Origin of the sequence: Catalinimonas alkaloidigena (genome assembly GCF_900100765.1) — a bacterium.
GTDB lineage: Bacteria > Bacteroidota > Bacteroidia > Cytophagales > Flexibacteraceae > Mooreia > Mooreia alkaloidigena.
This window is the reverse complement of the sequence record NZ_FNFO01000007.1, coordinates 218,027-230,143: the sequence shown is the minus strand read 5'-3', so window position 1 is coordinate 230,143 and position 12,117 is coordinate 218,027. Positions and strand designations below refer to the sequence as shown.

At 57.0% G+C, this 12,117-nt stretch carries 13 protein-coding genes; 5 read left to right on the top strand and 8 right to left on the bottom strand.

Features of this window, described 5'->3' with window-relative positions:
* Nucleotides 1–136: 136 nt before the first annotated feature.
* The 4 genes from BLR44_RS17810 to BLR44_RS17795 all read right to left on the bottom strand — a co-directional run bounded on the left by BLR44_RS17810 (nucleotide 137) and on the right by BLR44_RS17795 (nucleotide 3,488).
* Nucleotides 137–1,300 (bottom strand): AIR synthase related protein, encoded by a 1,164-nt coding sequence (locus tag BLR44_RS17810; RefSeq protein ID WP_089684501.1) that lies wholly within the window; start codon nucleotides 1,298–1,300, stop codon nucleotides 137–139.
* A gap of 151 nt (nucleotides 1,301–1,451) precedes the next feature.
* Nucleotides 1,452–1,850: an OsmC family protein gene (locus BLR44_RS17805; protein ID WP_089684500.1), complete on the bottom strand. Its 399-nt coding sequence runs from the start codon at nucleotides 1,848–1,850 to the stop codon at nucleotides 1,452–1,454.
* Between the two features lie 240 nt (nucleotides 1,851–2,090).
* Complete coding sequence (locus BLR44_RS17800; RefSeq protein WP_089684498.1) at nucleotides 2,091–2,990, bottom strand: hypothetical protein; 900 nt, start codon at nucleotides 2,988–2,990, stop codon at nucleotides 2,091–2,093.
* A gap of 108 nt (nucleotides 2,991–3,098) precedes the next feature.
* Complete coding sequence (locus BLR44_RS17795; protein ID WP_089684496.1) at nucleotides 3,099–3,488, bottom strand: single-stranded DNA-binding protein; 390 nt, start codon at nucleotides 3,486–3,488, stop codon at nucleotides 3,099–3,101.
* A gap of 182 nt (nucleotides 3,489–3,670) precedes the next feature.
* Between BLR44_RS17795 and BLR44_RS17790 the strand changes: the two genes are divergently transcribed.
* From BLR44_RS17790 to BLR44_RS17780, 3 genes are all read left to right on the top strand, one after another.
* The gene (locus BLR44_RS17790; RefSeq protein WP_089684493.1) at nucleotides 3,671–4,063 is read left to right on the top strand and encodes a DUF2116 family Zn-ribbon domain-containing protein; all 393 of its coding nucleotides are present in this window, start codon (nucleotides 3,671–3,673) and stop codon (nucleotides 4,061–4,063) included.
* A gap of 74 nt (nucleotides 4,064–4,137) precedes the next feature.
* Entirely contained in the window at nucleotides 4,138–4,530 is a 393-nt protein-coding gene (locus BLR44_RS17785) for a hypothetical protein (protein WP_089684491.1), read from the top strand.
* Nucleotides 4,531–4,675: 145 nt separating this feature from the next.
* Nucleotides 4,676–5,155: an RDD family protein gene (locus BLR44_RS17780; protein WP_089684488.1), complete on the top strand. Its 480-nt coding sequence runs from the start codon at nucleotides 4,676–4,678 to the stop codon at nucleotides 5,153–5,155.
* 262 nt (nucleotides 5,156–5,417) lie between these two features.
* Here the strand turns inward: BLR44_RS17780 and BLR44_RS17775 are convergent, their stop codons facing one another.
* The 4 genes from BLR44_RS17775 to BLR44_RS17760 form a co-directional block, all read right to left on the bottom strand.
* Entirely contained in the window at nucleotides 5,418–5,789 is a 372-nt protein-coding gene (locus tag BLR44_RS17775) for a nuclear transport factor 2 family protein (RefSeq protein WP_262482300.1), read from the bottom strand.
* On the bottom strand, nucleotides 5,789–6,469 hold the full coding sequence (locus BLR44_RS17770) for an ATP-dependent Clp protease proteolytic subunit (protein ID WP_089684484.1): 681 nt from the start codon (nucleotides 6,467–6,469) through the stop codon (nucleotides 5,789–5,791). The genes BLR44_RS17775 and BLR44_RS17770 overlap by 1 nt, the downstream gene beginning before the upstream one ends.
* A gap of 242 nt (nucleotides 6,470–6,711) precedes the next feature.
* Nucleotides 6,712–6,987: a hypothetical protein gene (locus BLR44_RS17765; RefSeq protein WP_089684482.1), complete on the bottom strand. Its 276-nt coding sequence runs from the start codon at nucleotides 6,985–6,987 to the stop codon at nucleotides 6,712–6,714.
* The gene (locus tag BLR44_RS17760) at nucleotides 6,968–7,522 is read right to left on the bottom strand and encodes an RNA polymerase sigma factor (protein WP_089684480.1); all 555 of its coding nucleotides are present in this window, start codon (nucleotides 7,520–7,522) and stop codon (nucleotides 6,968–6,970) included. Before BLR44_RS17760 ends, BLR44_RS17765 begins: the two co-directional genes overlap by 20 nt.
* 401 nt (nucleotides 7,523–7,923) lie before the next feature.
* Here BLR44_RS17760 and BLR44_RS17755 point away from each other — a divergent pair, with 401 nt between their 5' ends.
* Together BLR44_RS17755 and BLR44_RS17750 are read left to right on the top strand one after the other, a co-directional pair.
* The gene (locus BLR44_RS17755) at nucleotides 7,924–9,870 is read left to right on the top strand and encodes a cellulase family glycosylhydrolase (protein ID WP_089684478.1); all 1,947 of its coding nucleotides are present in this window, start codon (nucleotides 7,924–7,926) and stop codon (nucleotides 9,868–9,870) included.
* A gap of 140 nt (nucleotides 9,871–10,010) precedes the next feature.
* On the top strand, nucleotides 10,011–11,816 hold the full coding sequence (locus BLR44_RS17750; RefSeq protein WP_089684477.1) for a M61 family metallopeptidase: 1,806 nt from the start codon (nucleotides 10,011–10,013) through the stop codon (nucleotides 11,814–11,816).
* Nucleotides 11,817–12,117 lie beyond the last annotated feature (301 nt).

Sequence of the window (12,117 nt, the reverse complement as noted above, 5' to 3'; positions counted from 1 at the left end):
CTTCGAAAGCGCCCTTCAAGCTTTTTGGTTTTTAGATGAACCCCAATTTCGAAACTAGTCTCAAGCCAGTTCTCTTCTTGCAACTTTTCCAGTTGGATGAACAGGGTTCGATCTTCGCTCTCTATACGCACGCCTCCTACCACATGAAGGTGCCGTGTTCGCTGGTGAGGGTGAGCTTCTTTTCGGGAGCGGCTTCCACGCGACCGACGATCCGGGCGTCGACGCCGAACGATCGGGAGATGGCGATGAGTTGCTCGGCGGTGGCGGCATCGGTGTAGAGTTCCATGCGGTGGCCCATGTTAAAGACCTGGTACATTTCGCGCCACGAGGTGCCGCTTTCCTGCTGGATGAGCTGGAACAGGGGCGGCACGGGGAAGAGGTGGTCTTTGATCACGTGGAGCTTTTCTACAAAGTGGAGCACCTTGGTCTGCGCGCCGCCGCTGCAGTGAACCATGCCGTGGATGCGAGGCCGGTGCGCGTCGAGGATGGCTTTGATGATCGGGGCGTAGGTGCGGGTCGGAGAGAGAACCAGTTGGCCCACGTCGACCGGTACGCCGTCCAGTGTTTCGGTGAGGTGGCGCGTGCCGGTGTAGACCAGCGAAGCGGGTACGGCCGGATCGAAACTTTCGGGATAGCGCGTGGCGTAGTCGGTGTGGAGCACGTCGTGGCGGGCGGAGGTAAGGCCGTTGCTGCCCATCCCGCCGTTGTACTGCGTTTCGTACGTGGCCTGCCCGAACGAGGCCAGCCCGACAATCACGTCGCCAGCGGCAATGCGGTCGTTGCTGATCACTTCGTCGCGCCGCAGCCGGGCCGTTACCGTACTGTCGACAATCACGGTGCGGACCAAGTCGCCCACGTCGGCGGTTTCGCCTCCGGTGCTCCAGATGCCCACGCCCAGGTCGCGGAGTTGGGCAAGGATCTCTTCCGTCCCGTTGATGAGCGCCGCCACCACTTCGCCGGGAATCAGGTTTTTGTTCCGCCCGATGGTCGACGACAGGAGAATGCGGTCGGTGACGCCCACGCAAAGCAGGTCGTCGAGGTTCATCACGATGGCGTCCTGTGCGATGCCTTTCCAGACCGACAGGTCGCCGGTTTCGCGCCAGTACAGGTAAGCCAGCGACGATTTGGTACCCGCGCCATCGGCGTGCATCACGGTACAATAGTCCGGGTCACCGGCCAGCAGATCGGGCACAATCTTGCAGAAAGCGCGGGGAAAAATTCCTTTGTCGACCGCACGGATGGCGGCATGGACGTCTTCTTTTGCGGCAGAAACACCGCGCTGGGCATAGCGTTCACTCATGGGAAACAGGCTCGTAGTGGTCGTTCGGGGTGCGCTTCGCTTACTTCCGTGCGTTGCAACACCGCACCAAAGCCGCAAAGTAGTCAGTTTCGGAGTGAGACGGGACTAAAATCTGGCTACTATCGCGAGAGCCGGGCATCCATGCATACGCTCAATCCACCCGTTCCACCCGCACCCCCGCGCGCAGGGTATTCTGAATTTCTGCCACCTGATCGGTGTGTTTGAGCAAGACGTCCAGTTCTTCCCGTGAAGCGTCGCCCTCAATCCGGGCTTTGTACACCAGGTTGGTTCCGGCGGCCCCCTCCTGCACAAATTCGCCGGAGGCCTCGACAGCTACGTGGGTGAGGGTGATGCCCCGCTTCTGGGCTTCCCGGTACAGGTCGTTGCAAAAGCACGTGGCCAGGGCCAGCATCAGCAGCTCGCCTCCGTTCACGGCCGAGCCGTAGCCGGTAGCTTTACCGGGAATCGGAATCGCCTGCACTTTTTCGTTGGTACGCACCACCACCGAGTGCGCATAGGCGCTGTTCTCAACGTTTGCCGAAATTTTCATGGAGGTATGGGAGACGGGAAGAGATCTCTCCAGGGAAATTACAGAAAATGAGCTATGTACGCATAACGCGTGAGTTGACTAATCGCTCACAGCTTTTGTTGATCGCACTAAAAAAGGGCGCGGATGAGAGCAAAGGTCGCTTGACCTTTCTTCTTATCCGGCCCCGGAAAACAGCTCTCTTCGAACTGCGTTGTTGTATACGGTTGCTACTCAGAAGGTAACAGTCATTACCCCTATTTTTTAGGCGGCATGCTGTGCGTTGCTGGAGCGCTCGTGAATGACCTTTTTCAGGTTCACGATCACTTTCTGCGCCCGGATCGAGTCGATGCGGTTCAGGTTGCGCACGGTGCGCTCTTTCTCTTCCGTCGTAATCGACTTGTGGTTCAGCAACAGCAGGATATCCGCTTTCTGACGTGCGCTGGCGGGTTTCAGCTTGGCCGACGATTCGTCAGTGCTCTGGCCTGCCGCCTCTTTTTCTGCCTGGGCATCTGCCGGCTTGGCCGTGCCGTTTGGCTGGTAGTTCGCTGTCGATTCGGCGGCGTGTCCGGTACCGGCTTCCGCCGTGGCGTAACGTTTTGCCGCAGGAACGGGGGCCGTTTCGGCACGCCGTTCGTCTTTCTGCGTGTGGCCATTCTGGTTGACCATGAAGTCCATCTCTTCGGCCGGAGTCGGTTCGTAGCCCGCCGCGCGGATGATCCACGCCAAAATGTTGCGGTAGGCCTTCCCGATGGCGCGGGTCTGGGCCATCGACGCGATGGCAAATTCCTGGTAGAAGCGCTTGCCGTTCTCCTTGTTGGAACAGATGGCGTAGCCCGTCCCTACCACCGACGCGCCGTTGGGCACGCCCGGCGTACCGTCGGCGTCGGGCTTCAGGTTCAGGAGTTTCACCTTTGCCTGGTACTTGATCTCCTGCTCGTCGCCGACGTTGAGCAGTTCTTCCACCACGGGCAGGATGCCCAGCCGCGCACCGGCGTACTGCCAGCCTTCCACGTTCACGTAGGCTTTGCCCTGGATGTTCATGAACAGTTTGTTCTCGGTGATGAACTTCTGCACGTCGTTGGCCAGGTGCAGGGTTTCGCTGGAGTTGGCGATGTCGTAGCGTTCTACGACCGCCGCTTTATTCATTTTGGGAGTTGACATGATTCGTTGAGGTTAGTGATGATGGATGATGATGAAGAAGGGGATCAGGCCGGATCGACCGCACCGCGCGAGGCGTTGGCCCCGGAGCGGCCGACCCGCCACGTTCCACTAGGCGACCAACAGGGGGTCTAATTCGGTTTCGGCTTTGGGCTTCTGCCCCAGCATCAACAAGTCGTTGATCACGATCTCGGTGCTGAAACGGCGGTTGCCCTGCGCATCCTCGTAGCTGCGGTAGACGATCTTCCCCTCTACCGCCACTTCACGGCCTTTGGTCAGGTACTGGGCCGCAATTTCGGCCAGGCGTCCCCAGGCGGTGATGCTATGCCACTGCGTCTCGGTGACCTTCTCGCCCTGGGCATTGCGGTAGACCTCGTCCGTGGCAAGCGAAAATTTGGCGAGCGTACGGGGAGCTGCCCCCGGGCTGCTGTTCAGTTGCTTGATTTCAGGATCTGCACCCAGTTTGCCGATCAACATCACACGATTTCTTAAAGCATTCATGGCACTTGTTGGTTTGTGTTAAACAATGGAACTGATGCAAAGGAAATAAATAGAGTAGGGTGTAATCGTATGGTAAACATGTACTTACGTTTATAAACGTGTACAAACGTTTAATTTTACTTAAACGTTTGTACACGGATAATTTTTAGCTACCTTGCCTCTGTACCCGTCCTTTACCGCTCATGTCAGAAACTGAAGAACGCCATTGCGAAGAGTGTGGCACCGTACTCCACGGACGCGCCGACCAGCGTTTTTGCTCGGACCAGTGTCGCACCAGCCACCATAATCGCCAGCGCACGGACGCGACCAACCTGGTGCGCCGCATCAACCGCATCCTCCTGAAAAACCGCCGCATTCTCGAAAAACTGAACCCCGAAGGCCGGGTGGTCAAGGTGACCGAAGAGGCGCTCCGCCGCCAGGGCTTCGACTTTAAGCACTTCACCAGCACGTACGTCACCCGCAAAAACGACACGTACTACTATTGTTACGACCAAGGCTACCTGCAACAGGAAGGCGGCATGTTTGTCCTTGTGGTCAACCGCGACTACAAGCAGGCTACCGCCGATGCAGGGTAAAAAGAGCGAGGCATCTGTCTATAGGAAATAACGCACATGTGTGTTACCCATACGTTGTACACCATTAAAATCAGATGAATAAAAACAGATTAAAAAACATCATTTTGCTGGGAACCGCTCTGATTTTAACGCTCTTATCAGTCGAATTTTTCGAAGGTTATATACTCGACGAACCAAAAAGATCAGATATAACAGGAAGGTACGAAGTCAAAACATGGGACTTTGGAGTTGAAAAAAACATCCTAGAATTAAAAGAAAATGGGACATACTCGCTAGATATACCAAAATTTGGTCTTTGCGAAATAGGTGAATATGAATATCACTATGAGCATAGTGGTTGCAGGTTGGGTTTTAAATGTGGGAGTAAAATACTTTGCGCAGGAATTGAAAATGGAATTTTCGGACATAAAATCAAATTCTTTACGAACTCAGATGGCGATGGAATACTCTTTGAAAAAACCAAATAAAACGTGTACAACAATGGATAAAAAACATACGGGCGACACGTTAAATGAAGATTATCACTTTCAACAAAAATCAGGTCACGGTCGACAAAAATTCGGTTCTAAAGCCGTACGTTTCTTAGCCGAGACCGTTGGGGTCAATTAAAAAATGGACTTCGAACACGACTATCAACTGAAAACTAAACCTAGTTTAGGAAAGCGATGCGTAGCAGGTCTTATTGACTACGGACTGATAATGTCGTATTTCTTTCTAATGATTTACTCGTTCGGAGAACCAAATGACGAAGGTGGCTACTCGGTAAATGGATGGCCAGGTTTTTCAATAACGGTGGTTTGGTTTATTCTGACTATTGGACTTGAGCAAATGACAGGTTCTACTTTAGGGAATAAAAGTCAAGGATTAAAAGTTGCACCTAAAACAGACCCTCGGAAATCATTGACTTTTGGTCAATCCTTAAAACGACACCTTCTTGACATGATTGACCTTTGGCCATTTGGACTTCTAGGAATTCTGACAATTAAAAATACCGAGTATAACCAACGACTTGGAGATCTTTGGGCAAAGACAGTTGTACTTGACAAAGCGGATTCAGAACAGGGATTAAAACAAAAAGAAATAAAAAACTAATGCCAACAAAGCATATAGCTTATGGCGGGTGAACAGCTGCCAGCAAGGTTTTCGCTCCGTAGCCAGGTATGGTTTCGGTGGATAGGAAATTGCTTCGAAACCGCCACAAGCCATATACAAACCGTTGCGATAGCATGATGAAGCCGCGAACACGGCTTGACCAGCCATTGAAATCTATACCTGCCACCTCTTGCACGCGCTTGTTTTCTAACGAGTGGCAACCTACACAAGGCTTCCGGCCGTCAGTCGGCGGCATGGTCTCCTACTCTATGCGGATGAAGCTGCCGCCGATGACTTGCAGGCGGCGGTCCAGCCACTTCCAGACGCGGAGGTAGCGGAACTGGCCGTCCATCGGCTGGCCGAAGACGGAAGCGCTGCCGTTCAGGTGGAAGGAAAGCACCGCCGTATCGCCCACAATCTCCACGTGCCGTTCACGCACCTCAAACGTATGGACGACCATCCCGCCGGAGCGGTGCGCGTCCAGGTCCATCGCCTTGGTGACGCGCTGACCGTCCGGGGTGTGGAAGATCAGCGCGTCGTGCAGCATCGGGTCCAGGGCCTCGGCATCGTTCCGCCTCATCGCCGCGATCAGCGCCTCTTCGGCGGCGACAACTTGTTTTTTTGTCAATTCCATCATCCGTTGGTCAGGGGCTTGCCGTTGCCGAAGAACGTGACTTCCAGCGCCGACTGTTTCAGAAGAATCAGGTCGCTCGTATCGCCCAGCACCTCGTCGATCAGCCCGAACTCCTGCGCCTCGATGGCATTCATGTACTTGTCGCGGATGAAAAATTCTTCCACCTCTCGCCACGACCGGCCGCAGTGCTTGCCGATCAGATGGAACAGTTGCGTCTGGATGCGCTCCTGTTCGCGGGTCGCAATGCGGACGTCTTCCGTGTAGCCTTTTGCGCCGCCGCCCGTCGGGTGCATGTGGATCGTGGCGTGGGGCAGGGCGTACCGCTTCCCTTTGCAGCCCGCCGCCAACAGGGCCGTACCCATGCTGGCCGAAAAACCCACCGACACGGTCGAGACGGGCGCGGCGATCATCTGCATGGCGTCGTAGATGGCGAGTCCGGCATAGACGCTGCCGCCGGGGCTGTGGATGTAGAGGTTGATCTGTTCCTTCTGGCTCTGGCTGTTCAGGTAGAGGAGCTGCGCCACGATGAGGTTCGCGACCTGGTCGTCGATGCCGCTGCCCAGGAAGATGACCCGCTCTTTCAGGAGCAGGCTGTAGATGTCGAAGGCGCGCTCGCCGCGGCTGCTGCTGTCGATCACCATCGGGACCAGATTGGCCTGGGGGGTAGTTGGGGTAAACATGATGTGAATGGGTTATAGCGTGAATAGAATGGTGTAGATGGACTGTCGGAGGTTTAGGTTTTCAAACTCTTCAGCCGACGGGCGGCCCCAGCCTCGGTGGTCCAGCCGACGGACGGCTCAGCGATGGAGCGGTTGACGTTGAAAAGGGCATGGTGGGCCCACTCCGCAGCCGAAAAGGGCACGGTGATGGGCAGCGACCCGGAAGGCCGTGCGTTGCTTTTGCTCAGTACAGGAGTATGGATTTAGTCGCGGGCAGTAAACCACCGGAGGACTTTCTGGCGGAACGAGGCGTGCTCCGGCCGTTGAAACAGCTGCTGGTGCACCGCTTCGATTTCGGCCTTGAGCTGGCGACGGCCGTACTGCCGCACGAGGTGGTAGGTCTTTTGTTGCCACCGCACCTTCTCGCGCAGGTCGTCGTCCAGCAGCAGCCGTGCTTCGAACAGGGCCGCCTCGCCCCCCTCCTGCCGCTGGTGCAGGTGCGCGTCGATGTGTCGGGTGTCAGTCGAAAAAGTCTTCATACTGCAGGGATTTTTCTTTGACAGTGTCTCTCACTTTCTCCAGGCATTTGTACTTCCGGACCGTGGCCGAGCGCACGCCCGCGTAGCCGAACTGCGTCGCGATCTCCCTCAGGGGCAGTTGGTCGTAATAAAATGCCCGGAGCAGTTCCATGCACTTCTGTCCGGCCGTTTCCAGAAAGCGCAACAGACGGGTCGACGAAGGTGCCGCCGCTTCTTCCCCTGTCCAGTCGTCCGTCAGGTCGAGCGACACGTGCTGCATTTCCTCCCGGTAGCGGTGCCCCCACAAATACTTCGCTATGCCGACCAGGTACGACTTGTCGCTGGCATGGAGCGTCAGGGTGCCGGCCACGCGCTTTTCGTAGTAGATCACGAGGGCATCCTGAAAGACGTCCTTAGCTTCGTCGAACGAGCCGCCCCGACGGCCCACATAGCGGGCCACCACCGGAAAGGCACGCTGGTAAAGATCCAGGAACAGCGCCTCGCGGACTGCTCCCTGGTCTTCCACAACGGGTTCCAAAACAAGATTCTCGGTCATGTGCGTCTTGCGTTTATCCCTAAGTGGAAAATACCAGGAAACTATCAACCGACCAGGCATATTTTTATTTTTATCCCCACATCCCCGGTTTCGGATGCTTGTCCCCTGCGTTGTATACTCGCTTTTCTGTCACACCGGATCAGCTTTTTTGACGTTCTGGCGTGCCGGGACGATGCCTCCGTTCACCAAAGGAGCCTTTCTCATTCCATTCAACCATTTTACGTTTCTGACCCGATCGCTCCCCTAACGTGACGAACGTAGAAGAGCGCGTGATTCAGCTTAAGCAAGTCCCAGTTCACGAGGATCTGTGGCACCAGATGTGCCCCCGTTTCGCTAAGTTGCTGCACTGGCTATGTTTGAAACTTTCACCGAATTTTACCTCACGTTAACTCACCACTTCCATGCGTTTCCTCTTTACTTTTTGTACGGCGTCGCTGGTGGCGCTTTTTACCGTTACTGCGCTGCGCGCGCAAGATGTGCCCTTCCACAAGGGCGTCAATTTGACCAACTGGTTTCAGGCCGAAAGCGCCCGGCAGGTGCAGTTTACCCGCTACACGCGGCAGGATTTTGAGCAGATTCAGCGCCTGGGCTGCGACGTGATTCGCCTGCCCATCAACCTCCATTATATGACCAGCGGCGCGCCCGACTACACTGTCGATCCGCTGTTTTACACTTTTCTTGATCAGGTAGTGGACTGGAGCGAGGAACTGAATCTGCACCTGATTCTGGACAACCACACGTTCGATCCGGCGGCCAATACCGATCCCAACGTGGGCGCAGTGCTGAAAAAGGTCTGGACGCAGGTGGCGGCCCACTACCAGGACAGCGAGGCGCATCTGTACTACGAAGTGCTGAACGAGCCGCACGGCATTGCCGACGCCACCTGGAACATGATTCAGCAAGAGGTCGTGGCGACCATCCGCACCGTCGACACCACGCACACGATCATCGTCGGCCCGGCCGAGTGGAACAGCTTTCATAACCTGGACGAGATGCCCGTTTACGAAGACGACAACCTGATCTATACCTTTCACTTTTACGACCCGTTTCTGTTCACCCACCAGGGGGCGACCTGGGGTTCTCCGTCGATGGTAGACCTGACCGGCATGCCCTTTCCCTACGATGCCGACCGGATGCCGCCGCTGCCGGCCTCGTTGCGAGGCACCTGGGTGGAAGGCGCTTACGGCAACTACGCGCAGGACGCTACCGTGGCGCAGGTCAAAAGCCTGCTCGACCTGGTGGTGCAGTTCCGCACCGAACGGCAGGTGCCGGTCTTTTGTGGCGAATTTGGCGTCTACATCCCCAACAGTCCCCCTGCCGACCGGGTACTTTGGTACGACACGGTCCGTTCGTACCTGGAGGCGCAGGGCATCGCCTGGACGATCTGGGATTACCACGGCGGCTTCGGATTGTTCGAGCCGGGAGGGAACGACCTCTTCGACCATGACCTGAACGTGCCGCTGCTCGAAGCGCTGGGCCTGACCGTCCCGCCGCAAACGCCCTACGAAGCGCAGCCCGACACCGTAGGGTTTATGATCTATTCTGACTACCTCGGCTCGTCCATTGTGGCGTCCAATTACAGCGAAGGCCCTATCGACTACTACACCGCCGAACAGCCCAACTACGGCGCCTATTCGCTTTCGTGGACCGGCGCATTGCAGTACAACGCCATCGGCTTCGATTTTTCCCCGAACAAAGACCTCTCGCAGTTGGTGGAAGAGGGTTATGCGCTGGACTTCCTGTTTCGCAGTACCGATCCCGATGTCAAGGTAGACCTGCGGTTTCTGGATACGAAAACCGACGATCCGAACGACCATCCCTGGCGGATGAACCTGACGCTCGACACCAGCCGGGCCGCCGCCGACCTGCGCTGGCATCACGTCCGCATCCCGCTGAGTCAATTCACCGAACAAGGCGCCTGGGACAACAACCAGTGGTACAACCCGGACGGCAAGTTCGACTGGGCCGCCATCGACCGGTTCGAGATCGTGTCGGAACAGGGCGCGCTGGGCGACGCCAAGCTGTGGTTCGATCAGGTGCAGATCAACAACCAGGACACCACGCAGGTGCTGGATACGACGGCACTGGTCACTTCGGTGCGGCAACTGGCCGGCAACCTGCCTCTGCGGTTTTACCCCAACCCCGCCCAGGACCACCTCACGTTGGTCAGCACGCAGCCGGGGCTTCAGGCAGTCGAGCTGCGCGATCCGCTGGGGCGGCTTGTGTGGCGCACTTCGTTCCACGACCGAGCGGAAATCGACCTGTCGCGCTGGACACCCGGCGTTTACTTTCTGCACGTGCAACACGAAAACGGGCAGTACCAGACCGGGCGAATTGTCAAACGCTAGTTCCTCTAGCGGTTCATCCTGACGCAAAGCAGGCGTGGCGCTTTGCGTCAGGATTTTCTGTAGCGTGACGGCCACAAGCCCTGCCATGTCGGCCGCATGCTGTAATTTGCTCGACAGTGTTCACTTCATGCTCCCTGCCGATGCTGTTTCGTCTGCTCACGCTCTGCCTGCTCACTTCCACCGCCTTCGCCCAGACCTACACCGACTACGACATCGCCTTCCCGAATGCCGCGCACCACGAAGCGCAGGTGTCGGTCACGATGCACGCGCTGCCGCCGGAAGTGCTGGAACTCAGGATGAGCCGGACCTCGCCGGGCCGCTACGCGCTGCACGAGTTTGCCAAAAACGTCTACGCCGTGAAGGCGGTCGATGGCCAAGGGAAGGACCTGGAGGTGACCCGCCCCAACCCGTACCAGTGGAACGTAGCGGGCCACGACGGCACCGTGACGGTGACCTACACCTTGTTTGCCAACTGGGGCGACGGTACTTACGCGCAGGTGGACGAAACGCACGCGCACCTCAACATTCCGGCGACGTTTATGTTCGCGCCGCCGTTGGCCCAGCGCCCGATCCGGGTCACGTTCCATCCGCGCCATGACCTGAACTGGAAGGTCGCGACGCAACTCAAACCCTTTAACGACACCACCTATTTCGCTCCGAACCTGGACTACTTTATGGACAGCCCCACCGAAATTTCGGACTACGACGTGCGGGAGTTTACGGAGAATGGCAAAACGCTGCGGTTTGTGCTCCACCACAACGGGACCGCCGCCGAGCTGGATCAGTACCTGACGGGCGTACAGAAAATCGTGCAACAGGAACGTGCCGTGTTCGGCGAGCTACCCGACTTCGATTTCGGGACCTATACCTTTCTGGCCTGTTACCTGCCCAACGTCGATGGCGACGGCATGGAGCACCGCAATTCGACGGTCCTGACCGACGTGGAGGGACTGGCCGAAGGCGGCATGGAAGGCAACATCGGGACCGTGTCGCACGAATTTTTTCACTGCTGGAACGTGGAACGCATCCGCCCGCTGTCGCTCCAGCCGTTCGACTACACCGAAGCCAACATGTCGGGCGAACTCTGGTTTGCCGAAGGGTTCACCAGTTATTACACCAACCTGATTCTCTGCCGGGCCGGTTTGATCTCGCCGGAAACCTACGTGAAACGCCTCGCCGACGGGCGCGGCCTGAATGCCGTGCTGACCGGCGTGGCCCGCGATTACTTCAACCCGATCGAGATGAGCTACCAAGCCCCGTTTGTCGATGCGGCCACGGCCGTCGACCCAAACAACCGGTCTAATACATTCATCTCCTACTACACCTACGGCAGCGTGCTGGGGCTGGCCCTCGACCTTTCTCTGCGTGAACGGGGCAACGGCCTGAACCTCGACGACTTTATGCGGCTGATGTGGCAGCGCTACGGCAAACCCGAGCTTCCCTACACCGTACGCGACCTTCAGGCGACGCTGGCAGACTACGCCGGAAACGAATTCAGCGATCGGTTTTTCGGGCAGTACGTTTTCGAGAGCCAGCTTCCCCCCTATGAGCAGCTACTGGCCGGGGTCGGGGTCGTGTTGCGCCCCGCCGCACCCGACCGGGCCGATCTGGGCGTGCGAGTTCGGGAGGGCACGGGTGTGTGGGTGCTCGACGGCAATCCGGAAAAAGGCGGCCCCGCGTACCAGGCCGGTCTGGAGAAGGACGATGTGATGCTGACCTTCGACGGAAAAAAACTCAAGAAATGGCTCACGTGGGACGACCTGTTGAAAAAATACCGTCCCGGCCAAACCGTCAGCATCCAGTACGAACGATACGGCCAGAAGAAAGAAACCACGCTTACGCTCCGGGCCAATCCCGATTACGAGACCGTCCTTTTCGAGCAGGCCGGTCGGCCCGTTACCGATGCCCTCCGGCAGAAGCGGCAGGCCTGGCTGGGTGCCCGGTAATTGCGATCGAAACTGCGCCTAAACACTTTACCCTAAGCGGGTTACAGAAAAAATTTACCCATTCTCGTAGGGCAAATTTCAAAATAATCCATACCTTTCGTCGGGGCTTCGCTTTTTCAACCACCCTGAACAGGCTCCCGCTCACTCTACTCTCCGGGAAGTTCTTCTCGTTCCCGTCTGTGCAGTCCGGACGGTAACACACCACCAGCGTGGTTCTTTTACACAACCGCGCCGGTCGGCGACAACAGATTCTTTTTCCTGCTGATCCACAAGCGATCTGTGCCTTCGTGTGCATGGACCT